General features: G+C 63.6%; 21 protein-coding genes. 17 read left to right on the top strand and 4 right to left on the bottom strand.

The window, feature by feature from the left end; genetic code table 11:
• The first annotated feature begins 1 nt into the window (after position 1).
• Together HALO32_RS08645 and HALO32_RS08650 are read left to right on the top strand one after the other, a co-directional pair.
• Complete coding sequence (locus HALO32_RS08645; protein WP_151443418.1) at positions 2-502, top strand: Lrp/AsnC ligand binding domain-containing protein; 501 nt, start codon at positions 2-4, stop codon at positions 500-502.
• Between the two features lie 8 nt (positions 503-510).
• Positions 511-1,272, top strand: a complete 762-nt coding sequence (locus HALO32_RS08650; protein WP_151443377.1) for a HesA/MoeB/ThiF family protein — start codon at positions 511-513, stop codon at positions 1,270-1,272.
• A gap of 76 nt (positions 1,273-1,348) precedes the next feature.
• On the opposite strand, the gene HALO32_RS08655 is transcribed toward HALO32_RS08650, so the two are convergent.
• Complete coding sequence (locus HALO32_RS08655; RefSeq protein ID WP_151443378.1) at positions 1,349-2,707, bottom strand: aminotransferase class III-fold pyridoxal phosphate-dependent enzyme; 1,359 nt, start codon at positions 2,705-2,707, stop codon at positions 1,349-1,351.
• Between the two features lie 437 nt (positions 2,708-3,144).
• On the opposite strand from HALO32_RS08655, the gene HALO32_RS08660 reads away from it, so the two are divergent.
• The 7 genes from HALO32_RS08660 to HALO32_RS08690 are packed head-to-tail and all read left to right on the top strand — an operon-like array spanning position 3,145 to position 11,152.
• Positions 3,145-4,437: an NAD(P)/FAD-dependent oxidoreductase gene (locus tag HALO32_RS08660; protein ID WP_151443379.1), complete on the top strand. Its 1,293-nt coding sequence runs from the start codon at positions 3,145-3,147 to the stop codon at positions 4,435-4,437.
• A gap of 33 nt (positions 4,438-4,470) precedes the next feature.
• Positions 4,471-5,598, top strand: a complete 1,128-nt coding sequence (locus HALO32_RS08665; RefSeq protein WP_151443380.1) for an ABC transporter ATP-binding protein — start codon at positions 4,471-4,473, stop codon at positions 5,596-5,598.
• A gap of 10 nt (positions 5,599-5,608) precedes the next feature.
• Positions 5,609-6,532 (top strand): ABC transporter permease, encoded by a 924-nt coding sequence (locus HALO32_RS08670; protein ID WP_151443381.1) that lies wholly within the window; start codon positions 5,609-5,611, stop codon positions 6,530-6,532.
• Entirely contained in the window at positions 6,529-7,326 is a 798-nt protein-coding gene (locus HALO32_RS08675) for an ABC transporter permease (protein WP_151443382.1), read from the top strand. Before HALO32_RS08670 ends, HALO32_RS08675 begins: the two co-directional genes overlap by 4 nt.
• A gap of 41 nt (positions 7,327-7,367) precedes the next feature.
• Positions 7,368-8,432 carry an ABC transporter substrate-binding protein gene (locus HALO32_RS08680; RefSeq protein WP_151443383.1) on the top strand — a complete coding sequence of 355 codons (1,065 nt, stop codon included), beginning with the start codon at positions 7,368-7,370 and terminating at the stop codon, positions 8,430-8,432.
• A 56-nt stretch (positions 8,433-8,488) separates the two neighbouring features.
• Positions 8,489-9,856: a glutamine synthetase family protein gene (locus HALO32_RS08685; protein WP_151443384.1), complete on the top strand. Its 1,368-nt coding sequence runs from the start codon at positions 8,489-8,491 to the stop codon at positions 9,854-9,856.
• A gap of 3 nt (positions 9,857-9,859) precedes the next feature.
• The gene (locus tag HALO32_RS08690) at positions 9,860-11,152 is read left to right on the top strand and encodes an NAD(P)/FAD-dependent oxidoreductase (protein ID WP_151443385.1); all 1,293 of its coding nucleotides are present in this window, start codon (positions 9,860-9,862) and stop codon (positions 11,150-11,152) included.
• A 79-nt stretch (positions 11,153-11,231) separates the two neighbouring features.
• Here the strand turns inward: HALO32_RS08690 and HALO32_RS08695 are convergent, their stop codons facing one another.
• A complete protein-coding gene (locus HALO32_RS08695) occupies positions 11,232-12,110 on the bottom strand; it encodes a MurR/RpiR family transcriptional regulator (protein ID WP_151443386.1) in 879 nt (292 codons plus the stop codon).
• Positions 12,111-12,255: 145 nt separating this feature from the next.
• Here HALO32_RS08695 and HALO32_RS08700 point away from each other — a divergent pair, with 145 nt between their 5' ends.
• The 7 genes from HALO32_RS08700 (at position 12,256) to HALO32_RS08730 (ending at position 20,206) form a co-directional block, all read left to right on the top strand.
• Entirely contained in the window at positions 12,256-13,053 is a 798-nt protein-coding gene (locus HALO32_RS08700) for an N-formylglutamate amidohydrolase (RefSeq protein WP_151443387.1), read from the top strand.
• Positions 13,046-13,642: a TRAP transporter small permease subunit gene (locus HALO32_RS08705; protein ID WP_151443388.1), complete on the top strand. Its 597-nt coding sequence runs from the start codon at positions 13,046-13,048 to the stop codon at positions 13,640-13,642. Before HALO32_RS08700 ends, HALO32_RS08705 begins: the two co-directional genes overlap by 8 nt.
• Complete coding sequence (locus tag HALO32_RS08710) at positions 13,642-14,964, top strand: TRAP transporter large permease (RefSeq protein ID WP_151443389.1); 1,323 nt, start codon at positions 13,642-13,644, stop codon at positions 14,962-14,964. The genes HALO32_RS08705 and HALO32_RS08710 overlap by 1 nt, the downstream gene beginning before the upstream one ends.
• 83 nt (positions 14,965-15,047) lie before the next feature.
• On the top strand, positions 15,048-16,100 hold the full coding sequence (locus HALO32_RS08715; RefSeq protein WP_151443390.1) for a TRAP transporter substrate-binding protein: 1,053 nt from the start codon (positions 15,048-15,050) through the stop codon (positions 16,098-16,100).
• Positions 16,101-16,201: 101 nt separating this feature from the next.
• Complete coding sequence (locus HALO32_RS08720) at positions 16,202-17,563, top strand: glutamine synthetase family protein (protein WP_151443391.1); 1,362 nt, start codon at positions 16,202-16,204, stop codon at positions 17,561-17,563.
• A gap of 118 nt (positions 17,564-17,681) precedes the next feature.
• On the top strand, positions 17,682-19,064 hold the full coding sequence (locus HALO32_RS08725; protein WP_151443392.1) for an aldehyde dehydrogenase family protein: 1,383 nt from the start codon (positions 17,682-17,684) through the stop codon (positions 19,062-19,064).
• Positions 19,061-20,206, top strand: a complete 1,146-nt coding sequence (locus HALO32_RS08730; protein WP_151443393.1) for an iron-containing alcohol dehydrogenase — start codon at positions 19,061-19,063, stop codon at positions 20,204-20,206. The genes HALO32_RS08725 and HALO32_RS08730 overlap by 4 nt, the downstream gene beginning before the upstream one ends.
• 78 nt (positions 20,207-20,284) lie before the next feature.
• Here HALO32_RS08730 and HALO32_RS08735 read toward each other — a convergent pair whose 3' ends face one another.
• Positions 20,285-22,012, bottom strand: coding sequence for a formate--tetrahydrofolate ligase (locus HALO32_RS08735; RefSeq protein WP_151443394.1), 1,728 nt, complete (start codon positions 22,010-22,012; stop codon positions 20,285-20,287).
• A gap of 197 nt (positions 22,013-22,209) precedes the next feature.
• On the opposite strand from HALO32_RS08735, the gene HALO32_RS08740 reads away from it, so the two are divergent.
• The gene (locus tag HALO32_RS08740) at positions 22,210-23,220 is read left to right on the top strand and encodes a GlxA family transcriptional regulator (RefSeq protein WP_151443395.1); all 1,011 of its coding nucleotides are present in this window, start codon (positions 22,210-22,212) and stop codon (positions 23,218-23,220) included.
• Between the two features lie 52 nt (positions 23,221-23,272).
• Here HALO32_RS08740 and HALO32_RS08745 read toward each other — a convergent pair whose 3' ends face one another.
• On the bottom strand, positions 23,273-25,840 hold the full coding sequence (locus HALO32_RS08745; protein WP_151443396.1) for a GcvT family protein: 2,568 nt from the start codon (positions 25,838-25,840) through the stop codon (positions 23,273-23,275).
• Positions 25,841-26,045 lie beyond the last annotated feature (205 nt).

Here is a 26,045-nt window from a genome sequence, read left to right on the forward strand (position 1 = left end):
CATGAAAGCCAAGACACGCTCGCTTGACCGCATTGACCTCAATATCCTGCGCTGCCTGCAAGAGAATGCCCGCATCTCCTATGTCGACCTGGCCTCTCAAGTTGGCCTCTCCACTACCCCCTGCCTGGAGCGCGTCAAGCGTCTGGAGCGCTCCGGCATCATCCGTGGCTACAAGGCGCTGCTCGACCCCCGAGCGCTCAAGGCCAACCTGCTGGTGTTCGTGGAGATCAGCCTGGAGACCCAGTCGCCGGCGGTGTTTGACGAGTTTCGTCGTGCCGTGGCCAAGCTGCCGCAGATCCAGGAGTGCCACCTGGTCTCGGGACAGTTCGACTACATCCTCAAGTGCCGGATTCCCGAAATGTCCGCCTACCGCCAGCTGCTCGGCGACGTGGTGCTGACCCTGCCCGGGGTGAAGGAGTCCAAGAGCTATGTGGTGATGGAGGAGGTCAAGGAGGACTTCAGTCTTCACGTGCCTGACATCGAGGAGTTCGAGGAGAAGTGAGCCCTGCAATGGATGACCAGGCTCTGCTGCGCTACAGCCGACAGATCATGCTCGACCCGATCGACATCGACGGCCAGGAGCGGCTGCTGGCCGGCCACGCCCTGGTAGTCGGCGCCGGGGGGCTGGGCTCGCCGGTGGCCCTCTACCTGGCGGCGGCGGGCCTGGGCCGGCTGACCCTGGCCGATGCCGACGAGGTTGAGCTCTCCAACTTGCAGCGACAGATCGCCCATGCCACCGTCGACCTGGGCCGCAACAAGGCCGAGTCGGCCCGGGAGGCGGCGCTCGCCCTCAACCCCGATTGCGCGATTCGGGCGCTGAGCGACCACCTCGACGGCGAGGCGCTGGCGCGGGCGGTAGCCGAGGCGGACGTGGTGCTCGACTGCACCGACCGCTTCTCCAGCCGCTACGCCATCAATGCCGCCTGCCGAGTCGCAGGGGTGCCGCTGATCTCCGGGGCGGCGATCCGCTTCTCCGGCCAGTTGGCGGTGTTCGATCCCCGCGATCCCGACTCGCCCTGCTATGCCTGCCTCTATCCGCCTGGGGGAGGGGAGAGTGAGGAGGGCGACGAGGCGCTCAGCTGCGCCGAGAGCGGCGTGGTAGCGCCGCTGGTGGGGCTGATCGGCAGCTTTCAGGCCCTGGAGGCGATCAAGCTTGTCAGCGGTGCCGGCACGCTCCACCGCGGGCTCTCCACCTTCGACGGTCTCGTTGGCCAGTGGCGCCACTTCCGGGTGCCGCGCGATCCTGCCTGTCCGGTCTGCGGTGCGGAGTGACGCCCTGCCCCAGGTTCTGGATGACACCTTCTGCATGAGTAACCCTGCAAGTGCGCGAGCGAATCCGGGCGCCTGGTCACGCCAGCCGCTCCAGGGTCGCGGCCACCGCATCGAAGAGCCGTTCCAGCTCCGTCTCCGTGGTGGCGAAGGGCGGGCCGAACTGCAGGGTGTCGCCACCGTAGCGCACGTAGAAGCCCGCCTCCCATAGCGCGAGGTGGGCATCCCGGGGGCGGATGGTCGGGTCGCCGTTGCGTGGGGCGAGCTGTACGGCGCCGGCCAGGCCGTGGTTGCGGATGTCCACCACGTGGGGTCGGCCCCTGAGGGCGTGGAGCCTTTCCTCGAACGCCGGCGCAATGGCCCGCACCTGCGCGGGGAAGTCCTCGCGCTCGAAGAGGTCCAGGGTCGCCAGTCCCGCGGCGCACGCCACGGGATGGGCGCTGTAGGTGTAGCCGTGGGGGAACTCGATGGCATGCATCGGCCCGCCACCCGCCATGAAGGTGTCGAAGATCTCCCCGGAGGCGATCACGGCCCCCATGGGCACCGCGCCGTTGGTGAGCTGCTTGGCGACGTTCATGATGTCCGGGGTGACCCCGAAGGCCTCGGCGCCGGTACGGGCCCCGGCGCGCCCGAAGGCGGTGATCACCTCGTCGAAGATCAGCAGGATGTCGTGGGCGGTACAGATCTCGCGCAGTCGCGCCAGATAGCCCCGCGGCGGCACGATGACCCCGCCTGAGCCGGACATGGGCTCGACGATCACCGCGGCGATGCTCGAGGCGTCGTGCAGGGCGATCTGGTCGAGCAGGGCGTCGGCGAGTTCGGCGCCGCTGTCGGCCTGTCCGCGGGTGAAGGCGAGCGCCGGCTGGAGGGTGTGGGGCAGGTGGCTGACGTCCAGCAGTTGACCGTAGTGCTTGCGGTTGCCGCCAATCCCGCCGAGGCTGGTGCCGCCCACATTGACGCCGTGGTAGCCCTTGGCTCGGCCGATCAGTCGGGTCTTCTCCGGACGCCCCTGGAGGCGCCAGTAGGCGCGCGCCATCTTCACCGCCGTATCGGCGGACTCGGAGCCGGAGTCGGTAAAGAAGACATGGTCCAGCCCCGGCGGGGTAAGTGCCGCAATCCGTTCGGCCAGCTCGAAGGCCAACGGATGGGCGACCTGGAAGCCCGGGGCGTAGTCCAGCCTTCCCAGCTGGGCGGCCACCGCCTGCTGGATCTCGACGCGATTGTGGCCGGCGCCGCAGGTCCAGAGCCCGGAGAGGGAATCGAACAGTCGCCGGCCGCGGTCGTCGATGAAGTAGCGTCCCTCGGCGGCCGTGATCACTCGCGGGTGAGCATGGAAGTCGCGGTTGGCGCTGAACGGCATCCAGTAGTGGTGGTTGAGCGGATTGGCTCCCTTGCCGTTCTCGACGGCATGAGGAGCGGGGGGTGTCGATGCCGTCATGATGGTCTCCTCGGTCGGCGCGTGGTTCCCGCTAGCGTACCTGCGAGTTGAGGATAGGACGTCCTGCCGACCCTCGTATCACTGAATCCTGACGTGATGTCAGGGCCGTCGTCATCCTGTCCCCCGGGAGAACACCGGGGTAAGTGATGGTGATTAATTGACGATCTTCGATCGGCTTTCGGCACGCAGGTCTCACCTCTTCTGCCTCGATATTCGCTATCTTCCGTGCTGAAAACAAGTTTCTGGAGTAAGCGCTGGGCTGGCTGGTCGAACCCGAGGAACGCTCGGCGCCCTACAAGGTATTAAATACTTGACAGGCATTGCAGTGCTGGTGTCAAACTGAGTCTTGCCTGCCTGGGGCACTGTCACCGGGCAAGTGTCACAGCGACGGTTACAAGAACAATCAGCGCATCGCGCAACACAGACAGGTGTCTTGCATGACGACCCCGCCACCTCTGGAGCAGCCCGCCTCCTGGTATCGCGACTCCGTCGCCGTCGAACTCGGTGACTGTCCCCCGCTAGAAGGTGACGTGCGCGCCGACGTGTGCGTGGTCGGTGGGGGCATCACCGGCTGCTCGGCGGCGCTCCACCTGGCCGAGCGGGGCTATTCGGTGGTGTTGCTGGAGGCCGGGGAGATCGGACAGGGCGCCTCGGGACGCAGCGGAGGCCAGATACTTCCCGGCCTGGGCACCGACATCAGCACCGTGGAGAAGGCCCTGGGTCGTGAGCGGGCCCGAGACATCTGGGAGATGAGCCGCGAGGCGGTGCGCCTGACCGCCGAACTGGTCGAGCGCCATGCGATTCCCTGCGACCTGGCCTGGGGCTACCTGCATGCCGCAGTGAAGCGGCGCCATGTGCGTGAGCTCGAGGTGTTCCGCGAACGCATGGCGCAGGATTATGACTATCCCGCGCTCACCATGCTCCAGGGGGATGTCCTGCGCGAACACGTGATGACCGATGCCTACCCGGCGGCCCTCCACGATGCCGAGGGCGGCCACCTGCATCCGCTCAACTATACCCTTGGGCTGGCCCGGGCGGCCCGTCGGGCCGGTGTGACGATCCATGAGTACAGTCCCGCCGTAGAGATCCGTCACGGTCAGCCGGCCAGCGTGTTCGCCGCCGCCGGCCGGGTGACGGCCGACTTCGTGGTGCTGGGCACCAACGCCTATCAGGCGGGTCTGGTACCCGAACTTTCCGGTCGTATCATGCGCGCCGCCAACTACATGATTGCCACCGAACCGCTCTCGGCCGAGCGGGCGGCTCGCGTGCTGCCCCGCAACGATGCCCTGTCGGATGCCAACTTCGTGCTCGACTACTATCGACTCTCCGCCGACCGGCGCCTGATCTACGGCGGCGAGGTCAGCTACGATGGCCGTGAACCGCGAGGCCTGAAGGCCCGAATGGATGCCAAGATTGCGCGGATCTTTCCGGTGCTCGAGGGCGTGCGCATCGACTACCGCTGGGGCGGGGATGTGGCCATCACCCTCGATCGGGCACCGGACTTCGGCCGGCTGGGCAGCAACGTCTACTACGCCCAGGGCTATTCCGGGCACGGCATGGCCCTGTCGGGTCTGGCCGGCAAGCTGCTGGCCGAGGCCATCGCCGGACAGAGCGAACGCTTCGATGTCTTTGCCGCCATGCCCCATCGCCACTTCCCGGGTGGGCGACGGCTCCGCAAGCCGTTGCTGGTGCTGGCCACCCACTTCTACAAGCTGCGGGACCGGCTGTGAACCGGGCCACCGAAAATCGAGGGGGCACTTCCCATGAGCGACACCATTACAGCGGCAGACATCGAGTCACGGGCTGAAGGGTCGACAGCTTCGCCGGAACAGGGCGATAGCGCCCGTCAGGCCTCCTCCATCGAGATGCAGGGCCTGCACAAGCGTTTCGGTCGCGATACCGTTGCGCTGGATGGTGTGGATCTGACCATCGAGCCTGGGGAGTTCTTCACCCTGCTCGGCCCCTCGGGCTGCGGCAAGACCACCCTGCTGCGCATCCTCGCCGGCCTCGAGGAGGCCGACGACGGTCGCCTGGCCATCGGTGGCAAGGACATCACCGAGGTGCCGCCCCACAAGCGCAGCGTCAATACCGTCTTCCAGTCCTATGCGCTCTTCCCGCATCTCTCGGTGCGCGAGAACCTGGCCTTCGGCCTCAAGATGCGCGGCCTGCCCCCCGAGGAGCGCGAGGCCCGGGTGGCGAAGATCGCCGAGTTCATCAAGCTCGGGGATCTGGTGGACCGCCCCGTCGACCAGCTCTCCGGTGGTCAGCGCCAGCGCATTGCCCTGGCCCGTGCCCTGGTCAACGAGCCCGACGTACTGCTGCTCGACGAGCCGCTCTCGGCGCTGGACGCCGGCCTGCGCAGCCAGCTGCAGGTGGAGCTGCTGAGGGTCCAGAAGCGCCTGGGGATGACTTTCGTCTTCGTCACCCATGACCAGCAGGAGGCCATGGTGATGTCCGACCGCATCGCCGTGCTCAACGGCGGGGTCATCCAGCAGGTGGGACCGCCCCGCGAGGTCTATGAGCATCCGGTCAACGCCTTCGTCGCTCGTTTCATGGGTCACGACAACCTCTATCCGGTCACCGCCCGCCACGGCGCGCGCCTGACCACGCCGCTGGGCGAACTCACCGCGGAGGGCGCCGGGGAGGGTGGCCTGCTGCTGATCCGCCCCGAGACCCTGGACCTGCTGCCCGGCGAGGTAGCCGGCGACAATCACCTGCCGGCCGTGGTGAGCGAGCGGCTCTATCGCGGCAGCCATGCCGAGTACCGGCTCGAGATCGGCTCGAGCACCCTGCAGGCAACCCTCAACAACCGCGGCAGGCACCTGCCCGAGGTGGGGGAAAGGGTCACGGTCTCGGTGGCCCCCGAAGACCTGGTCACCCTGAGCGAGTGAGGAGACGCATATGGCCTATACTGGCGTAACGCCCTCCGCCCGCAGCCGTGGCATGGTACGCGAGGCTCGGCACCTGCTGTTCACTGTGGCCCCCGGGGCCACCTGGATCGTGATCTTCCTGGTGCTGCCCAGCGCCTACCTGATGGCCGTGGCCTTCATGTCCAATGGCCCCTACGGGCTACCCGAGATGCCGCTGTCGCTGGAGTCGTTCCGGCGCCTGGCGGGCTTCGGCTTTCTGGGCTGGAGCCCCGGCAATCTCTACACCCTGCTGCGTTCGCTGTGGCAGACAGTCGTCTCCACCGGCCTGGTGGTGGTCATCGCCTATCCGATCGCCTACTACATCAGTACCTGTCGCGCCCGATGGCGGCCGATCATGCTGCTGCTGGTGGTGGTACCCAGCTGGACCAACCAGGTGATCCGCACCTTCGGCTGGATGAACCTGCTGGCCCCGGCCACACCGCTCTCCGAGCTCGCCGAGGCGCTGGGCCTGATCAATGCCAACATGGGGCTCTATCCGTCGAATTTCGCGGTCACCCTGGGCCTGGTCTACAACTTCCTGCCGTTCATGGTGCTGCCGCTCTATGCCGCCTTCGAGAAGCTCGATGCCGCCCAGGTGGAGGCGGCGCAGGACCTCTTCGCCTCGCCGGTGCGCGCCTTCCGGCACGCCGTCTTTCCCCAGACCCTGCCGGGGCTGCTGGCCGGCATCGTGCTGGTGGCGATCCCCGCCTTCGGCATGTACGTGATTCCCGAGCTGCTCGGCGGCGGCAAGGGCATGATGCTCGGCAACCTGGTGGCCAACCAGTTCGCCGGCGGGGCCAACTGGCCGCTGGGGGCCGCCGGCGCGATCCTGATGCTGATCGCCACCTTCATCGGGCTGTTCGCGATGCGTCGCATCGGCAAGCGCCTGGGTGGTGGCGAAGAGGTGGTGATATGAGAAAGCGCACGCTCAAGCGCAGCCTGGCCGGCTTCTGGTGGTTCACCCTGGCCTTCCTCTACCTGCCGCTGGCCGTGGTGGTGCTGTTCTCCTTCAATGCCTCCAACAGCGCGGCCACCTTCACCGGCATTTCGCTGCGCTGGTATGGCCGCCTGATGGGCAATGAGGAGATCCTCTCGGCCTTCGCCAACAGCATGATCCTGGCCATCACCTCCTCGGTGATCGCACTGGGGATCGGCTGCCTGATCGGCTACGGCATGTACCGCCATCGCCACCGCAAGCTGGGCTGGCTGATCGTGCTGATCTACCTGCCCATCGTGCTGCCGGATATCGTCTTCGGCATCTCGGAGATGGCCTTCTTCGTGCAGATTCATCGCCTGACGGGACTGCTGCAGCCGGGGCTGGTGACCATGATCATCGCTCATGTGACCTTCCAGATCCCCTTCGTGGCGCTGATCGTCTACTCGCGCTTCGTGGGGCTGGACCCGACGCTCTTCGAGGCCGCCAAGGATCTCTATGCCTCGCCGGTCAAGCGGGTGGTGCACTTCATGCTGCCGACCATCAAGCCGGCGTTGATCTCGGCGTTCTTCCTTTCCTTTACGCTGTCGGTGGATGACTTCGTGATCAGCTTCTTTACCGCGGGTCCCGAGAGCGCGACCCTGCCCATCTACATCTGGGGGGCGATCAAGAAGGGGGTATCGCCCGAGATCAACGCCATCGCCACCCTGATGATCGGTGCGGTGGCCATCGCCGCCATCATCAGCCTGGTGTTCAGCCGTCGCCGGCAGGCATGAGCCGGCCAACCCTTCCCTAGGGGAAACGAGGAGAGTCCGAGATGACAACCAACAAGACCGCACTTGCCCTGTCCGTCGGCGCCGCGCTGCTCGCCGGCAGCGTCCAGGCCCAGGAGAACAAGCTCTATCTGTTCAACTGGACCGAGTACATGGATCCCGAGATCATCGAGGCCTTCGAGGAGAAGTACGACGTCGACGTCGTGCAGAACTACTTCAACTCGCTGCCCGAGATGTTCGCCAAGCTCAATGCCGGCGGGGTCTCGCAATACGACATCATCGTACCGTCCAACTACTACGTGCCGCGGCTGATCCAGACCGGCCTGGTGCAGAAACTCGACAAGTCGAAGCTCGACAACCTCGACAACGTCATGGCGCAGTTCCAGGATCCCGACTTCGATCCCGGGGCCGAGTACACCGCGCCCTACCAGTGGGGCACCACCGGTATCGTCTACAACACCGAGACCTTCCCGGAGGCGCCGAAGAGCTGGTCGCTGGTGTTCGACCCCGAGGTCAATCCCGACCATCCTTTCGCCCTGATGGGTGACGGTCAGGTCAGCATGGGCGGTGCCTGTGCCTACCTGGGCCACGGTTACGACTGCACCGACATGAACGCCTGGAAGGAGGCCGCCCGGCTGCTGATCGACACCAAGGGGCGCGACACCTTCAGCGGCTTCACCGACGGCACACCGGCGCTGCAGCAGCTGGCCCGGGGCGTGACCCACGTGGGCCTCTCCTACAACGGCGACTACCTCTTCTTCAAGGACGAGGACCCGGAGACCTTCGAGCATCTGGCGTTCATGATTCCCGACGAGGGTGCCGAGATGTGGGTCGACTCCATGCTCATCCCCTCCGAGGCGCCCAACCCGGACATGGCGCACAAGTTCATCGACTTCATCCTCGATGCGGAGGTGGGCGCCCAGCTCTCCAACTACAACTACTACGCCAGTCCCAATGCCGCCGCCGAGCCTCATCTGGATGCGGTACTGACCGAGCCTCCTGTCCAGCCCAGCGAGGCGGACATGGAGCGACTGCGCTTCACCCCCAGCCTGGAGGGCGATCCCCTGCAGACCTTCCAGCAGCTGTGGTCCGAGGTCCAGTCTCGCTGAGCGCAGGGTCCCCGGCCGCGTGCCGGGGGCTCGCCATCCCCAGCAAGGAAATCCCCATGAGTAACCGACAGGAACAGCCGCTGCTCAACGACTGGTTCCAGAATTACGGCATCACCGAGGTGGAGTGCCTGGTCAGCGACCTGACCGGCATCCTCAAGGGCAAGATCATGCCCGCCGGCAAGTACCTCAACGGCGGGCGTCCACGCCTGCCCGACTCGATCTTCATCCAGACCGTCACCGGTGGCTATCCGGACGACGAGGATATCCGCTTCTGGAATCCTGCCGAACGGGACATGGAACTGGTCCCCGACGCGAAGGCCATCTACCTGGTGCCCTGGGCCGAGGACCCTACGGCGCAGATCATCCACGACTGCTTCTACCTGACCGGCGAGCCGGTGGAGCTGGCGCCGCGCTACGTGCTCAAGCGAGTACTGGAGCTCTATGCCGCCCGCGGCTGGACCCCGGTGATCGCCCCCGAGGTGGAGTTCTACCTGGTCAAGACCAATACCGACTCCGACTACCCCCTGGAGCCGCCGATCGGGCGCACCGGCCGCCAGGAGAGCAGCCGCCAGTCGTTCTCCATCGACGCGGTCAACGAGTTCGACCCGCTGTTCGAGGAGATGTACGACTACTGCGAGGCCATGAACCTCGACCTCGACACCCTGATCCACGAGGAGGGGGCCGGCCAGATGGAGGTCAACTTCCAGCATGGCGACCCCCTGGCGCTGGCCGATCAGGTGGTGATGTTCAAGCGCACCCTGCGCGAGACGGCGCTGCGCCACGGCATGTATGCCACCTTCATGGCCAAACCCATGGCCAATGAACCGGGAAGCTCCATGCATATCCATCAGAGCCTCCTCGATGCCAAGGACGGACACAACGTCTTCGCCGAGGGTGACGGCCAGACGAGCAAGCTGTTCCACCACTTCATCGGCGGCCTGCAGCGCTACCTGCCCTCGGTGATGCCGCTGCTGGCGCCCAACGTCAATTCCTACCGTCGGCTGATGCGCACCGAGACCAGCGGCTCGGCCCCGATCAACGTGGAGTGGGGCATGGACAACCGCACCGTGGGACTGCGCGTGCCGGTCTCCGGCCCCGAGGCGACGCGGGTCGAGAATCGCCTGGCGGGTGCCGACGCCAATCCCTACCTGGTGATGGCGGCGTCACTGGCCTGCGGCTACCTGGGTCTGCTGGAACGCCTTGAGCCTCGCCCGCCGGTGACGGGCTCTGCCTGGTCAGGCGGCAACAAGCTACCCGACGACATCGGACCGGCGCTGGATCTACTGCACGATTGCCAGCCTCTGGCCGACATCCTCGGCGAGCGCTTTACCCATAGCTACCTGGCGGTCAAGCGCGCCGAACATCGTGCCTACTTCCAGGTGATCAGCTCCTGGGAGCGCGAGCACCTGCTGTTGAGGGTATGACCCATGGCCATTTCCTTCGAAAGGGACCACACCGCCTCCTGGTACGCGGCCACCGCCAACACCGCGCCCGAGCGCCCCGCCCTCGAGGGGGAGGTGCGCTGCGATGTTTGCGTGGTGGGGGCGGGCTTTACCGGTATCTCCGCCGCTCTGCACCTGGCCGAGCAGGGGTTTTCGGTGGTGGTGCTGGAGTCGGTGAGGGTCGGCTATGGCGCCTCTGGCCGCAACGGCGGCCAGATCGTCAACAGCTATAGCCGTGACATGGGTGTCATCGAGGAGAAGTACGGCGCCGATACGGCTCGAGCCCTGGGCGACATGGCCTTCGAGGGCAACCGTATCATTCGCGAGCGGGTCGAGCGCTATGCCATCGACTGCGACCTCAGGGACGGCAACCTCTTTGCCGCCTGCAACGAGAAGCAGATGCAGGGGCTGCGCGAGCACAAGGCGCTCTGGGAGCGCTACGGCTATCGGGAGCTCGAGCTGCTGGACGGGCAGGCGGTAAAGCGCGAGGTCAACACCGAACGCTACACCGGCGCCCTGGTGGACCATGGCGGCGGCCACCTGCACCCGCTCAACCTGGTGCTGGGCCAGGCGGCCGCCGTCGAGGCGCTGGGCGGGCGCCTCTTCGAGTATTCGCCGGTGACAGGCCTCGAGCACGGCGAGCCGGTGGTGGTGAGCACCGCCGGCGGCCGCGTGCGGGCCGAGCGCGTGGTGATGGCCGGCAATGCCTACCTCAAGGGCGTGCTGCCCGAGATCGAGGGACGGTCGATGCCCTGCGGCACCCAGATCATCACCACTGCGCCGCTGGGCGAGGAACGGGCCCGCGAGCTGATTCCCAACGGCCTGGCGGTGGAGGACTGCAACTATCTCCTCGACTACTACCGCCTGACCGCCGACAACCGGCTGCTCTATGGCGGCGGGGTCAACTACGGCGGCAGCGACCCGGCCGACATCGAGGGCGTCGTTCGCCCCAAGATGCTCACGACCTTCCCGTCGCTCGCCGACGTCAAGGTGGACTACGCCTGGAGCGGTACCTTCCTGATGACGCTCAACCGGTTGCCGCAATTCGGGGTGGTCAACGACAACGTCTACTATGCCCAGGGCTACTCGGGGCACGGCGTCACCTGCACCCACTTGGCCGGCAAGCTGATCGCCGAGGTGATGACGGGCCGCGCGGAACGCTTCGACGCCTTCGCCGGCCTGCCGCATTTGCCATTCCCCGGCGGCCGCCTGTTGCGTGTGCCGCTCTCGGCCATCGGCGCCTGGTATTACCAGACTCGTGACAAGCTAGGGGTCTGAGCATCACCACTGTGCTTCGCCCAGAGTTGACTTCCTCGAAACTTGGACAGCGATCAAATGCTAGGCGAGGAGGTGGCGTTCAGGTGAATTTGCGGAAGAAATGGGTCATGTCGAACAGTTCATCCAGTCGTTCGTAACGATCACGAGCTTCGGGCCAGCGCTGTTCCTGGACCGCGGCGATGATGGTCTCCAGCAGCATCATGGTCGCCACACTGGAATCCCACCCTGAGGGAATCTCTACCCAGCAGTTGAAGGTGAAATCGGCCAGTGACGAGATGGGGGATCCCCACTGGTCGGTGAATAGCACCACTCGCACGCCACGCTTGCGCACCATTTCTGTGAGGCGCAGCAGGTTGGTCTCATAACGTCGGATGTCGAAGATCAGCAGGGTTTCACCCGGCTCCATGTCCAGTACGTAATGTGGCCAGGTGCCCGAAGACGAGGTCATTTGGGTCACGCGGGGGCGCACCGCTTGTAAATGCGTGAAGGCATAATCGGCAAGCGCCTGGGTGATGCGTCCGCCGACAATGTAAAGGCATCGGTCGGCATCGGCCAGTTGGCTGGTTGCCTGATCGAAGCGTTCCGTCTCGATATGCGCAAATGTCTGCTGTAGGTTCTCCGTGACCGCCTGGGCGAACCGGTTCAGCAGATGTGTCTCGGGCGCTTCGGATGACCACTTGGCGCGCCTCTGGGTGGGGCCGACACCCGTTGCCTTCAGTTCCTGCAAGAGGGCCTTGTGAAACTCCGGGTAGCCCTTGAACCCCAGCTTTCTGACCATCCGCGCCACCGTAGGAGATGACACGCCCACGTTGCTCGCCACGATAGTGATCGAGGCGAGGCCAGCCGCTGGATAGTTATCGAGCAGCGCGTTGGCAAACTTTCGTTCCGATTGCGTGAGTGCCGGGTAATGCTGGCGGATCAGTTCGCGCACGCTGGATGTGGAGTCAGTGGTCGTCATAGTGAGTCCTTCATAACGCGCTCTTTCCAGTATGCGCTGGGTGTTCGACAGTAGTTGCTGATCGACATGCAAGCGGTGCTTGAAAAAATATTGACACAATGGACTTTCGGCGTCTATATCTTTACAGGACCCTGGAGGAGTCCTGATGTCCAGCGAAATCGAGCAGTCGTCCCCGAGCGTCGAGATGTACAATCGTCAGGCCAACGGTCCTGTCACTATCCTGTGTGAACATGCCTCACATCATATACCCGAGCAATATCATGATCTTGGTATGGACTACGCACATCGGTACAGTCATGCGGTATGGGATATCGGCGCCCGCGCCGTGGCCTTGAAATTATCGGAGATGCTTCATGCACCGCTGGTGGCTAGCCGGGTCTCGAGGCTTGTTTACGACTGCAATCGTCCCCCAGAGGCAGCCAGTGCGATGCCTCAACGCGTGGAAATCATCGATGTACCGGGCAATCACAAGCTGACCGCATCGCAGCGTTTGGCCAGGGTCGAAGCGGTCTATCGTCCGTTTTGCGAAGCGGTGACGAGTGTGCTGGTGGAACGTGAAGCGCACGATATCCCGACGGTGTTGATCACCATCCATAGCTTCACACCGAATTTTCATGGTCAGGTCCGTGCGGTCGAGATCGGCATTCTTCACGATGCCGACCAGCGGATGGCCGATGCGTTGCTCGCGCAATCCCACCTCCTGCCGCATCGAACGATCCAACGCAATGCCCCTTATGGACCCGAGGATGGTGTTACCCACTCCCTGAAGCTCCATGGTAACGACAATGGGCTGGCGAATGTGATGATCGAGATTCGCAATGACCTGCTGGCCACGCCGGAAGGGGAGGACACCATGGCCAGGGAGCTTTTGCAGCTGATCCTGCCGGCACTGGAAACCCTGGGTTTCGAGCCATCGCCTCAGGAGGGAAAGCAAGATGCCTAGGGCGATCCTGATCTATATCAGCGCCATCGATGCGATGAACCGATTCATCGGTCGAATGGCGATGTACCTGATATTTGTGTTGATGGCAGTTCTGCTGTGGTCTTCGGCCTCCAAGGTGTTCATGACACCCTCGATGTGGACCCTGGAAACTGCGCAATTCGTTATGGTGGCGTATTTCGTATTGGGTGGGCCCTACTCGATCCAGCTGGGGTCAAATGTTCGCATGGACCTCTTCTATGGAGACTTGAGCCCGAAAACTAAGGCGTGTGTCGACGCTATCACGGTCTTCTTCCTGATCTTCTATCTCGGCGTTCTTCTCTATGGCGGGCTGGTTTCGACGGCATATTCGCTCGGGTATTTCGGCAGTGAGCCGTTCGCTTTCTTCCTCGATCTCATCAGTACGTTCTTCACCGCGGGTCCGTCAGCGGCTGGAGAGGAGCTTGGCTTCATGGAGCGAAGTCCTACGGCCTGGCGGCCCTGGTTGTGGCCCATCAAGACGGTACTTTGTCTCGGAGTGTTTCTGATGATTCTTCAGTCTCTAGCCGAGTTTTTCAGGGATATCGGCCGTCTCCGCGGGGTGCTCGACTGATGCCGTATGAGATGATCGCAATCGTGATGTTCAGCGCGATGATGCTGATGCTGCTTACCGGTCAGCGTGTGTTTGGTGCTATCGGGTTTGTCGGTGCGTTAGCAGGTGTCCTATTGTGGGGGACAGGTGGGGTGGACATTCCATTCTCATCCGCGATGAAGCTGATGAAATGGTATCCACTACTCACCCTTCCGATGTTCATCTTCATGGGCTATGTGCTGTCGGAAAGCCGTATTGCAGATGACCTTTACCGGATGTTCCATGTCTGGATGGGGCCGGTCAGGGGTGGCCTTGCCATTGGCACGATCGGATTGATGGTGCTCATCTCTGCCATGAACGGGTTGTCAGTGGCTGGGATGGCGATTGGTGCCACTATTGCCCTACCTGAATTGCTGCGGCGGGGTTATGACAAGGTTATGGTGACTGGCGTCGTCCAGGCGGGCTCCAGCCTCGGAATTCTTGTGCCGCCATCGGTGGTGCTGGTGCTTTACGCAATGATCGCGCGCCAGCCCGTGGGCCAATTGTGGCTTGCCGGAGTGTTGCCGGGACTGATGATGGCTACCCTGTTCATTATCTATATCTATGTCCGTTGCCGCCTGCAGCCATCTCTGGGTCCCGTCCTGCCCCTCGAAGAGCGTAACGTGTCCCTTGCCGAAAAACTTCGTCTGCTGAGAGCCGGTTTGCTGCCGTTGATGATCTTTGCAGTGATGATGGTCCCTTTCGTCAAAGGCTGGACATCACTGGTCGAGAGTTCGGCTGTCGGGGCAATGGCCGCATTGCTGGCCGCAACGCTCAAGGGTCGAATGACGCGCAAGGTGTTCGAAGTGTCAGTACGACAGACACTGGCCATCTCCTGCATGTTCATGTGGATCATCCTGGCAGCGCTCGCCTTTGGTGCCATCTTCGATGGGCTGGGCGCTGTCAAGGCCATCGAGGACCTGTTCACCGAGCGCCTGGGCTTATCGCCCTGGATGATCCTGATCCTGATGCAGCTCAGTTTCATCGTGATGGGTACCTTCCTGGATGATACTGCCATGCTGGTGATCGTGGCACCGCTTTACGTGCCGCTGGTCGATGCTCTCGGCTTCAACCTGATCTGGTACGGGGTGCTTTACACGATCACGACACAGATCGCCTACATGACGCCCCCGTTCGGTTATAACCTGTTTTTGATGCGTGCCATGGCGCCGCCCGAGATTGGGCTTCGTGATATTTACTGGTCGATCCTCCCCTTCGTGTTGGTGATGACGGTTGCCTTAAGCCTGGTGATGGTCTTTCCGCAGATCGCACTCTGGCTTCCGGGCTACATTTATGGGAATTGACCACAGCGGGAATGAACAACAAGAGCCTCCCGAAGGGCCGAATGCATTTCACATAAGGTAGTTAACTCCAGGAGAGCGAAACAATGACAACAAGACGCAAGTTTCTGATCACGGCCGCGACCGGTGCTGCCATGGCACCTCTGGCCTCCAGGGTCATGGCTCAATCTTCCTCCGAGCCCACCATCACATGGCGAATGCAGACTTATGCCGGTGCCGCTCTGGCCGAGCATGTCGCCAAGCCGGCCATTGACCTGTTCAACAGGATCGCCGGCGATCGTATGCAGATCGAGCTTTACTATGCCGATCAGCTGGTGCCGACGGGCGAACTCTTCCGAGCGATGCAGCGCGGGACTATCGATGCCGTGCAATCGGACGACGATTCGATGGCATCTCCCACTGAGGTCGCTGTCTTTGGTGGGTATTTCCCCTTTGGGACCCGTTACAGCCTCGATGTGCCAGTGCTGTTCAACGAGTATGGGCTCAAGGACATCTGGGAAGAGGAATATGCCAAGGTTGGTGTCAAGCATGTCAGCGCAGGCGCCTGGGATCCGTGCCATTTCGCTACCAAGGAACCGATTCGTAGCCTCAAGGACCTGGAGGGCAAGCGCATCTTTACCTTCCCCACTGCGGGGCGTTTCCTGTCGCAGTTCGGCGTGGTGCCGGTGACTCTGCCTTGGGAGGATATCGAGGTTGCCGTGCAGACCGGTGAGTTGGACGGCATCGCCTGGTCCGGCATCACCGAGGATTACACGGTGGGTTGGGCCGATGTCACGAACTACTTCCTGACGAACAACATCTCGGGTGCCTGGATCGGACACTTCTTCGTCAACATGGAGCGTTGGGAAGAGCTGCCTGAAGACCTCAGGCTGCTGTTCGAGGTCTGCTGTGAACAGTCCCATTATTATCGCCAGCATTGGTATTGGGGTGGCGAGGCCAGGCTGCGCGTCCATGGTGAGAAGCTGGAACTAACCACGATTCCCGATGAGGAATGGGATCAGGTGGAAGCTGCCGCCCAGGAATTCTGGGATGAAATCGCAGCTCAATCGGAGACGAAGGCCAGGGTGGTCGAGATCTTCAAGCAATACAATGCCGATATGCGTGAGGCTGGCCGGCCCTACCGTTATAGCGATGCCTGACTAGGTCACATGCCCCGGCTCGCGCCGGGGCATTCCGCTTGGGGAAGGTTTCTGGCTGAGCGCTGAGCCTTGACTTGTTGATGTGATGAGGAGCGTCGGTAATGACCAACGCGCTGGCTTTGGAGGAACTGAGGGCCAAGGTGGAGAGTGGTGAAGTGGATACGGTGCTTGTCTGCATCGTCGACATGCAAGGACGCCTGATGGGCAAGCGACTCCATGCGCGTCACTTCGTGGATGATGGTTGGGATGAGACGCATTGCTGCAACTATCTGTTGGCCACCGATCTCGAGATGGAAACGCCTGATGGCTATGCCAGCACTTCCTGGGGGGCTGGCTATGGTGATTACATCATGAAGCCGGACCTTGCCACGCTGCGGTCCGTTCCGTGGCTTGAAGGCACGGTTATGGTGCTGTGCGATGTTCTGGATCATCACACCCATGCCTCGGTACCCCATTCTCCGCGTGCCATTCTCAAGCACCAGCTCGCACGGCTGGATGAGATGGGATTCAACGCGGTAATGGCAACCGAACTGGAGTTCTTCCTGTTCGAAAAGAGCCTCGACGAGATTCGCAAAGACAGATTTCGGGATATTGAACCGATCAGTGGATACAACGAGGACTATCACATCTTCCAGACTACCAAGGAAGAGCATGTATTACGTCCACTTCGTAATCATCTCTACGCGGCTGGAATTCCTGTAGAAGGCACCAAGGGTGAAGCCGGCTCTGGCCAAGGGGAGCTCAACATCCGATATGCGAAAGCACTAGATACGGCGGACTACCATACTATTGCCAAGCATGCGACCAAGGAAATTGCCTGGCAGCAGGGGCGTGCGGTGACCTTTCTGCCTAAATGGCATCACGACCATTCGGGCAGTTCGACTCACATCCACCAGTCGTTGTGGCAGAGGGGCATCCCCGCTTTCTTCGATGAAAGCGATACGCACGGTATGTCTCCGTTGATGAAGCATTACTTGGCCGGGTTGCTTGAATATGCAGCTGACTATACCTACTTCCTGGCTCCTTACATAAACAGTTACAAGCGTTTCCAGAAGGGTTCCTTCGCTCCCACACGTACGGTCTGGTCGGTTGACAATCGCACTGCGGGGTTTCGTCTTTGTGCTGCTAACACCCAGGCGGTGCGCATCGAATGTCGTATCGGCGGGTCGGATTTGAACCCCTACCTCGCCATGGCCGGACAACTGGCCGCTGGCATCAAGGGAATCGAGGAGCGGCTGGAATTGCCCCCGCCCGCAGAGGGTGACACCTATGAAGGAGAGACTGGCTTGATCCCGCAAACCCTGCGCGATGCCATGCAGGCCCTGAAGGATTCCAACATGCTTCGCGAGGCCATGGGGGATGAAGTGATCGATCACTACACCCGTGCCGCCGAAGTGGAGCTGGAAGACTTCGAACGGGTGGTGACCGATTACGAGGTGGCACGCGGCTTCGAGCGCTCATGACGAAACCGTCGTTACATCGGGAGCCTTGCTCACAATAGTTGCCGCATCGAATTTTCCTGGTGATATTCCGATGCACCAGGACTAATGACCGCAGGCCTTGAAAACACTGGAGAAGACGATGGGTCACATCCTGACATGTATCTCACCGATCGACGGATCAGTCTTCGCCGAGCGTGACGCCCTGTCGCCCGAGGCCGCGCATCAGGCGGCCACACGGGCTCGATCGGCTCAGGCTAGTTGGTCCGCACGCCCTTTACAGGAGCGTATCGATCTGGTTCGTGCCGGCATTGCCGCCGTGGGTGAGATGAATGACGAGGTGGTGCCGGAGCTGGCGCACATGATGGGCCGACCGGTTCGCTATGGTGGCGAGTTCGGTGGCTTCGAGGAGCGTGGTGGCCACATGACGACCATTGCAGAGGAGGCGCTGGCTGATATCGTTGTGGGTGAGGATGCCACGGTCAAACGCTTTATCAAGCGCATTCCACAGGGCGTCGTGCTGGTGGTGGCACCCTGGAATTATCCTTACATGACGGCGATCAATACGGTGGCCCCGGCGCTGATTGCGGGAAACACGGTGCTGCTGAAACATGCCACCCAGACCCTGCTGGTTGGCGAGCGAATGGCGCGTGCCTTCCACTCGGTTGGTGTGCCCGAGGATGTGTTCCAGAATGCCTTTCTGGATCACGACACCACCTCGGCCTTGATCGCTGACCGGGCATTCGATTTCGTGAATTTCACCGGTTCCGTAAGCGGCGGTCGCACCATGGAAGAGGCGGCCGCTGGCACCTTTACCGGGATGGGGCTGGAACTGGGCGGTAAGGACCCAGGCTATGTCATGGAGGATGCCGATCTCGATGCAGCGGTTGCTACCCTGATTGACGCAGCGATGTTCAATTCAGGGCAATGCTGCTGTGGGATCGAGCGCATCTACGTGAATGAGAGCCTATATGAGGCCTTCGTCAAAAAGTCAGTAGCGATCGTCGAGGGCTACAAGCTTGGCAATCCGTTAGCCGTTGATACGGATATAGGCCCGATGGCGAATATCCGCTTTGCCAAGGAGGTTCGTGATCAGATCGACGAGGCCTTGGCCGCCGGTGCGAGGGCCCATGTTACGCAGAAACCCGAAGATGATGGTGGTGCCTACCTGACCCCGCAGATCCTGACTCAGGTGACCCATGACATGCGCGTGATGCGCGATGAAAGTTTCGGTCCGGTGGTCGGCATCATGAAGGTGTCTGGTGACGATGAAGCGATCCGGCTGATGAACGACAGCCGATTCGGCCTGACAGCCAGCCTGTGGACTGCCGATATCGAGCGCGCCCAGCGAGTGGGTGACCAACTGGAGACCGGTACTGTGTTCATGAACCGTGCGGATTACCTGGACCCAGGCCTCTGCTGGACCGGCTGCAAGGATACGGGACGCGGTGGTGGCTTGTCGGTGATCGGCTACCACAACCTGACAAGGCCAAAGTCCTACTACCTGAAGAAGGTGACGAAATGACGCTGACTGGAAACTGGACCTATCCGACCACCATCAGATTCGGGGCGGGCCGTCTGGTTGAATTGCCCGACGCCTGTGCAGATGCGGGCATCACCCGTCCTCTGCTGGTAACTGACCGAGGCCTGGCCGATCTACCGATCACCCGGTCTGCTTTGGACTTTCTCGAGGCGTCAGGCCTTGGCCGGGGTCTGTTTGCCGAGGTTGACACCAACCCGAACGAACAGAATCTGGAGGCGGGGGTCGAGGCCTACCGGACAGGCGACTATGACGGGGTGATTGCGTTCGGAGGCGGCTCGGGGCTGGATCTGGGCAAGATGGTAGCCTTCATGGCCGGCCAGACGCGCGCGGTGTGGGACTTCGAGGATATCGGCGACTGGTGGAGGCGGGCCGATGCGGATGCGATCGCACCCATCGTGGCGGTACCCACCACCGCCGGGACCGGCTCGGAAGTGGGCAGGGCCAGTGTCATTACCAATTCCCGAACCCACGAAAAGAAGATCATCTTTCACCCCAAGGTGTTACCCGCGGTGGTGCTCTGTGATCCCGAACTCACCGTGGGCATGCCGAGGACGATTACTGCCGGTACCGGGCTTGATGCTTTTGCCCACTGTGTCGAGGCGTTCTCGAGCCCGCATTATCACCCGATGAGCCAGGGCATCGCGTTGGAAGGCATGCGGTTGGTCAAGGATTACCTGCCGCGCGCCTATGCCGATGGCACGGATCTGGAGGCACGTGCTCACATGATGAGCGCGGCGATGATGGGCTCCACTGCGTTTCAGAAGGGGTTGGGGGCCATCCATGCGATGAGCCACCCCATTGGTGCGGTATTCAACACTCATCATGGGACTACCAATGCTATCTGCATGCCGGCGGTGCTCGAGTTCAACGCCGACAAGATCCGTGCGCGATTCGACATGGCGGCCAATTACCTGGGTATCGAAGGCGGCTTCGACGGTTTTCAGGCTTTCGTCCAGGCGCTCAACGATCAGCTGGGCATCCCGCGCACGCTCTCCGAGATCGGGGCTAAGCCTGACCGTATCGACGACCTGGCCGAAATGGCCATTCAGGATCCCAGCTGTGGCGGGAACCCTGTGACATTGACCGTCGAGGATCTTAAGAAGCTGTTTCGCCAGTGCATGTGAGTGTCGCTCGGCCACAAGCGCTCCTCTAATCCCTAAGGAGTCAGCGTTATCCGCTCACTCCCCCTGTGATCGCGGATATCAGTAGAGTCCCGTGATCTCACCCTCGTCATCGATATCGATCCGTGTGGCGGCCGGCGAGGCGTTGAGCCCCGGCATGGTGCGGATATTGCCGGCCAGGGCGTAGACGAAACCTGCGCCGGCGGAGAGGCGCACCTCGCGCACCGGCAGCCGCCAGCCGCTCGGGGCGCCGAGTAGGCTCGCGTCATGGGATAGCGACATGTGTGTCTTGGCGATGCACACCGGGTACTCGCCGTATCCCAGGCGTTGCCAGTCCTCCAGCTGTTCGCGGGTGCCGGGGGCGAAGTCGACTCCCTCGGCGCCGTAGAGGCGCGTGGCGATACGCTCGATCTTTTCCGCCAGTGCCAGCTCGGCGGGGTAGAGGAAGTGGAAGTCGCCGCCGGCCTCCGCTGCCTCTGCCACGGCTTCCGCCAGGGCCAGGGCACCCTCGCCGCCATCGCGTACATGGTGGGAGACCTCGGCGCGAACTCCTACCGAGGCCGCCAGCTCGCGAATAGCCTCATGTTCGCTGGCATGGTCGCCGGGAAAGGCGTTGATCGCCACTACCGGGGTGAGGCCATGGACGCGCACATTGTCGATCTGCTTGAGCAGGTTGGCACCGCCTTCCCGGACCTCGTCGGGCGACTCTGCCAGGAGCGAGGCGGGTAGCGGCTGGCCGGGCACCACCCGGTGGCGGCCGCCGTGATACTTCAGCGCGCGCACCGTGACTACCAGTACCGCGGCATCGGGTACGAGGCCCGACGTCCGGCACTTGATGTTGAAGAAGCGCTCGGCGCCCATGTCGGCGCCGAATCCTGCCTCGGTAACCAGGAAGTCGCCGGCGTGCAGGCCGATGCGGTCGGCGACGATCGAGGAGTTGCCATGGGCGATGTTGCCGAAGGGGCCGGCGTGGATCAGCGCCGGGGCGTGTTCCAGGGTCTGCAGCAGGTTGGGCTTGAGCGCCTCCTTGAGAAGCACCGTCATGGCGCCGGCGGCGCCTATCTGCTCGGCGGTGACCGCCTTGCCGTCGCGGTCCAGGCCCACGATCAGGCGCCCCAGGCGTCGGCGCAGGTCGGCGAGGGAGTCGGCCAGGGCCAGTACCGCCATCACCTCCGAGGCGGCGGTGATCTCGTAGCTCCCCTGGCGTGGGGTCCCGTCGCCGCGTCCGCCGAGGCCCAGCACCAGATGCCGCAAGGCGCGGTCGTTGAGGTCGATGACTCGCTGCCAGCGCACCTCCCGAGGGTCCAGCTCCGGCTCGAGACGATGGTGCAGGTGATTGTCCACCATGGCGGCCAGCAGGTTGTGAGCCGCCCCCACCGCATGGATGTCGCCGGTGAGATGCAGGTTGATACGCTCCATGGGCAGCACCTGGCTGTAGCCACCGCCGGTGGCCCCACCCTTGAGGCCCAGCGTCGGGCCCATGGAGGGCTGACGCAGGGCGACGGCGGCGGTGTGGCCGAGGCGCTGCAGGCCCTGCACCAGGCCGATGGCGGTGGTGGTCTTGCCTTCGCCGGGAGGAGTAGGCGTCATTGAGGTCACGACCACGTAGCGCCCTCGTGGGCGCTCGGCCAGGGCGTCCATGGCCGCCAGATCGAGCTTGGCGATACCGCGGCCGTAGGGCTCCACTACCTCGCCGGACAGGCCCAGGCGATGGGCGATCTCTTCGATGGGCCAGAGCCGTACCGCGCGGGCAATGCTCAGATTGTCCGCTGGCTGGGACGCAGTCTGTTCGGTCGCTTGGGGTGCCATCGTCTTGCCTCCTCTTGGCGGTGGTTCCGCCGATCGTCATGCTCAGTATCGTGCGCCTGACGCGGGGCTCTTGCCTGCCGACGTCGGTGGACTTGGGCGCAGCGACACATCGCGGGAGCGGAACGACCTTGCCGATGGTCCAATAGACAAGTTATTCCTGATGGGTAGCGGTACCAGGAACACCGAGGAGAAAAGCAATGGGACCTCCCATACCGGCCAAGGGCCATTACGACATCGGTTTCCTGCTGCTGCCGGGCTTTTCGCAGCTCGCCTTCTCATCGGCGCTGGAACCCTTGCGCATGGCCAACCACCTGGCCGACCGCCTGCTCTACACCTGGCACCTGGTAAGCCAAGATGGTGCCGCGGTGAAGGCCAGCAGTGGCTTGGGTGTGGCGGTGGATCAGGCGCTGGAGCCCATGCCGGCGCTGGACCTGTTGCTGGTGTGCGGAGGGGTCGAGGTGCAGCGTCACGACGATCGCGCGACCCTCTCCTGGCTGAAGCGCCTGGCCGAGCAACACATCCCCTTGGGGGCGGTGTGCACCGGCGGCTATGTGCTGGCCCGTGCGGGGCTGCTCGATGGCTACCGCTGCACCCTGCATTGGGAGCATATCGGAAGCCTGCACGAGGCGCGGCGATTCCCCGCGGTGACCTTCACCTCCCAGCTGTTCGTCATGGATCGCGACCGCTACACCTGCTCCGGCGGCATCGCCCCCCTGGACATGATGCTCAACCTGATCGGTCGACAGCAGGGACTGGCGCTGGCCGAGGTGATCGCCGAGGAGTTCATCCACGAGCGGATTCGCGGTGTGGGCGATCGCCAGCGCGCCCCGCTGCGGGTGCGCCTGGGTCACAGCCATCCCAAGCTGGAGGAAGTGGCCACCCTGATGGAGGCCAATCTCCAGGAGCCGCTGGCCCTGGACGAACTGGCCAGCTATGCCGGGCTCTCACGGCGCCAGCTGGAGCGGCTCTTTCAGCGCTACGTCGGCTGTCCCCCGCTCAGGTACTACCTGGAGCTGCGACTGGCCCGGGCGCGGCTGCTGCTGCAGCAGACCCATATGCCGATCACCGAGGTAGCCCTGGCGTGCGGCTTCGTCTCGCCGCCGCATTTCACCAAGTGCTACCACGACCATTTTGGCCACTCCCCGAGCGGCGAGCGCAAGCGCCGGCAGGAGCGCCAGGACGATCTGGCGTCGCTATCCGGAAAATAGACGCCTGGGGAGGCAATACCGCTGGACGATCGAGCCTCGGGAAGCCGAGGCGTTAGCCGCGCGGTCGGGCGCCCTCCGGATCGTAGAGTGCCCGGTAGCCCACCGCCGCCACCCGCATCGGGTAGTGCTCGGCGAAGTACTCCAGCAGCAGGGTGCGTCCCTCCTCGGCGTGGTCGAGGGGCAGGTAGGCCAGGGCGATGTTGCGCTCGAGCGATGGGCCGTAGGCGATGCTGGTCACATAGGAGCGCCGCCCCAGGGTGTCCACCGGCACATCGCCGCTTTGCGGATCGAGCAGCGGTGACTGTCCGACGGGGAAGCGGGGCGTGCCCGCGCCGTCGTGATTCGCCTCCATGACCAGGGTGCACAAATAAGCGGGCTGATGCTGTCGTTCGCGCTGCTCCACGTAGGCGGCCTTGCCGTGGAAATCCGCGCCCTTCACCTTGGGCCTGGCCAGGCCGGCCTCGTAGAGGTTGTAGTCGGTGAGCAGGTCGACGTTCTGCAACCGCAGGCTCTTCTCCAGGCGGCGGCTGTTGGCGTAGGTCTCGATGCCCACCGGCGTGACCCCGGCCTCGAAGAGCAGATCCCAGAGCGCCAGGCCATAGCTGAAGGGCACGTAGAGCTCCCAGCCCTGCTCGCCCACATAGGAGATGCGGAAGGCCCATACCGGCAGGCCGCACACGCGGATCTCGCGGGCGGTGGCGAAGGGGAAGCGCTCCTCGGTCAATCCTTCGGGGTCGTCGGCCAGGGCCTGCAGGGTACGCCGAGCGTTGGGGCCCCACAGGCCAAGGGTGGCCAGGCCGTCGCTGCGATCCTCCAGGTGCCAGCGGGTCAGCCCGGCCTCCTCGCCGCGGCGGGTGATCCACATCAGGTCGCGGTGGCCGGTATCACCGCCACAGATCACTCGCCAGGCGTCCGTGGCCAGGCGCACGATGGTGAGATCCGAGTGCACGCCGCCGAAGGCGTCCAGAAAGTGGGTATAGACGCCCTTGCCGATGGGCGTGTCGCCGCCCACCCGGGCCACCGAGAGCCACTCCAGCAGCGCCTCGGCGTCGCGGCCTTGCAGATCATAGATGGCGAAGTGGGAGAGGTTGATCATGCCCACGTCGTCACTGAGCGCGAGGTGCTCGGCGTTGGAAACCCGCCAGAAATGGCGGGCGTCCCACTCCGCCGGACGCTCGGGCACCCGTTCCAGGTAACGATCGAGGCGCGTCTCGTTGGCGGCGTAGCCATGAGCGCGCTCCCAGCCGGCGGCCTCCATGAAGTAGCCGCCGAGTTCCTGTTCCCTGGACCAGAAGGGTCCGCGCCTGAGATCACGGCCGGTCTCGAAGGGCTCCCGGGGGTGTACCGGCGGGTCGTAGATCTTGCGGGCAATCTCGAGGCAGCGGCCGTGGACGTGGTGGGGCGTCTTCTGCACCGGATAGAAGCGTGCGATGTCGATGCCGCAGGGGTCGATCTCGGGGTGCCCTCGGGTCAGCCAGTCGGCCAGCAGCTTGCCCATGCCCGGGCCGTCCTTGACCCAGACCGCCTCGCAGAACCACAGCCCGCGGGTCTCCGGCGACTCGCCCACCAGGGAGCCGCCGTCAGGGGTGACGGAGAGCAGGCCGTTGAAGGAGTGCTTCTCGTCCCAGCCCAACTCGCCGAGGATGGGGGCGAGTTCCACCGCCCGCTCGAAGGCCTCGTCCACCTGGTCCAGCTCCAGGTCGCGCATGGAGGGCGAGAGTCGCGCGCGGTCGCGTTCGAGGATGGCGCGTGGGTCCACCAGCCGCGGCTCGCGGGACTCGTAGTAGCCCCATTCCAGCTGGCCCCCCTCGGTGCTGGTCGGGTCGCCGGTGTCGCGCATGTAGGCAGAGTTACCCTGATCGCGCAGCAGCGGGTAGCCGATCTCCTTGCCGGTGCCGGCGAAGGTCTCGAAGGGGCCGAAGAACATCAGCGGATGTTCCACTGGCATCAATGGCAGGGCCGCGCCGCCCATGGCGGCGGGAATCGGCCCCCAGATGCCCGAGGTGACGATCACCAGCGAGGTGGCGACATAGCCTTTCGTCGTCTGTACGCCACACACACGACCCGCCTGAACATCGATGTCCAGCGCGGGGGTGTCGGCGAAGGCGCGCAGGTGGCCGCTATTGACCGCGCCCTCGATCAGCTCGCCGGCCACTCGCTGGGAGCGCGGGATCACCAGGCCGGCATCCGGGTCCCACATGCCGCCCAGTACCTGCTCGCGATCGAGCAGCGGGAATCGCGCCATCACCTCGTCGGCATCGACCATGCACGCTCGGGTGCCGAACGCCTTGCCCGAGGCGACCTTACGCTGCAGCTCTGCCAGCCGGGCCTCGTCACCGACCCGGGCGATCTCCAGGCCGCCGATCTTGTGGTAGTGGCCCAGAGCCTCGTAGAAGCGCTGGCTGTAGGTAGTGGTGTAGCAGGATAGGCGATCATGGGCGGTCATGAAGCAGAAGTCGGAGGCGTGGGCGGTGGAGCCGATGTCCGAGGGAATGGCGGACTTCTCCAGGCCCACCAGGTTCGTCCAGCCCTGTTCGATCAGGTGATGGGCCACCGAGGCGCCGACGATGCCGCCAAGGCCGATGATCACCGCGTCTGCCTGCGAGGGGAGGGTCGCCATGGTCATCCTCCATTACATTAGAGGGTTTTCGGCAGCATAAGTCAGGCCCGGGGTGACTCACTGTCCCGCGGCGACGCCCCCTTGCCTGGTGGCGACAGGTGTCGCCTGTGCCAAAGAGCTCGACGCCCACAGCGAGATTGGCGTTGGTCTCAGCGGCTAGTGTCGAAGGCAAGGAGCCGGCGGGTGTCGGCTCCCGCCATCAAGA

Origin of the sequence: Halomonas lysinitropha, assembly GCF_902500215.1 — a bacterium.
Taxonomy (GTDB): domain Bacteria; phylum Pseudomonadota; class Gammaproteobacteria; order Pseudomonadales; family Halomonadaceae; genus Halomonas; species Halomonas lysinitropha.

What these genes read in the sequence shown, in the direction of transcription:
- HALO32_RS08695 (WP_151443386.1), bottom strand. Translation starts at nt 12,110, where the DNA reads ATGACGACCACTGACTCCACATCCAGCGTGCGCGAACTGATCCGCCAG.
- HALO32_RS08675 (WP_151443382.1), top strand. Translation starts at nt 6,529, where the DNA reads ATGAGAAAGCGCACGCTCAAGCGCAGCCTGGCCGGCTTCTGGTGGTTC.
- HALO32_RS08705 (WP_151443388.1), top strand. Translation starts at nt 13,046, where the DNA reads ATGCCTAGGGCGATCCTGATCTATATCAGCGCCATCGATGCGATGAAC.
- HALO32_RS08685 (WP_151443384.1), top strand. Translation starts at nt 8,489, where the DNA reads ATGAGTAACCGACAGGAACAGCCGCTGCTCAACGACTGGTTCCAGAAT.
- HALO32_RS08670 (WP_151443381.1), top strand. Translation starts at nt 5,609, where the DNA reads ATGGCCTATACTGGCGTAACGCCCTCCGCCCGCAGCCGTGGCATGGTA.
- HALO32_RS08730 (WP_151443393.1), top strand. Translation starts at nt 19,061, where the DNA reads ATGACGCTGACTGGAAACTGGACCTATCCGACCACCATCAGATTCGGG.
- HALO32_RS08680 (WP_151443383.1), top strand. Translation starts at nt 7,368, where the DNA reads ATGACAACCAACAAGACCGCACTTGCCCTGTCCGTCGGCGCCGCGCTG.
- HALO32_RS08650 (WP_151443377.1), top strand. Translation starts at nt 511, where the DNA reads ATGGATGACCAGGCTCTGCTGCGCTACAGCCGACAGATCATGCTCGAC.
- HALO32_RS08660 (WP_151443379.1), top strand. Translation starts at nt 3,145, where the DNA reads ATGACGACCCCGCCACCTCTGGAGCAGCCCGCCTCCTGGTATCGCGAC.
- HALO32_RS08700 (WP_151443387.1), top strand. Translation starts at nt 12,256, where the DNA reads ATGTCCAGCGAAATCGAGCAGTCGTCCCCGAGCGTCGAGATGTACAAT.
- HALO32_RS08710 (WP_151443389.1), top strand. Translation starts at nt 13,642, where the DNA reads ATGCCGTATGAGATGATCGCAATCGTGATGTTCAGCGCGATGATGCTG.
- HALO32_RS08715 (WP_151443390.1), top strand. Translation starts at nt 15,048, where the DNA reads ATGACAACAAGACGCAAGTTTCTGATCACGGCCGCGACCGGTGCTGCC.
- HALO32_RS08725 (WP_151443392.1), top strand. Translation starts at nt 17,682, where the DNA reads ATGGGTCACATCCTGACATGTATCTCACCGATCGACGGATCAGTCTTC.
- HALO32_RS08745 (WP_151443396.1), bottom strand. Translation starts at nt 25,840, where the DNA reads ATGGCGACCCTCCCCTCGCAGGCAGACGCGGTGATCATCGGCCTTGGC.
- HALO32_RS08690 (WP_151443385.1), top strand. Translation starts at nt 9,860, where the DNA reads ATGGCCATTTCCTTCGAAAGGGACCACACCGCCTCCTGGTACGCGGCC.
- HALO32_RS08735 (WP_151443394.1), bottom strand. Translation starts at nt 22,012, where the DNA reads ATGGCACCCCAAGCGACCGAACAGACTGCGTCCCAGCCAGCGGACAAT.
- HALO32_RS08740 (WP_151443395.1), top strand. Translation starts at nt 22,210, where the DNA reads ATGGGACCTCCCATACCGGCCAAGGGCCATTACGACATCGGTTTCCTG.
- HALO32_RS08655 (WP_151443378.1), bottom strand. Translation starts at nt 2,707, where the DNA reads ATGACGGCATCGACACCCCCCGCTCCTCATGCCGTCGAGAACGGCAAG.
- HALO32_RS08665 (WP_151443380.1), top strand. Translation starts at nt 4,471, where the DNA reads ATGAGCGACACCATTACAGCGGCAGACATCGAGTCACGGGCTGAAGGG.
- HALO32_RS08720 (WP_151443391.1), top strand. Translation starts at nt 16,202, where the DNA reads ATGACCAACGCGCTGGCTTTGGAGGAACTGAGGGCCAAGGTGGAGAGT.
- HALO32_RS08645 (WP_151443418.1), top strand. Translation starts at nt 2, where the DNA reads ATGAAAGCCAAGACACGCTCGCTTGACCGCATTGACCTCAATATCCTG.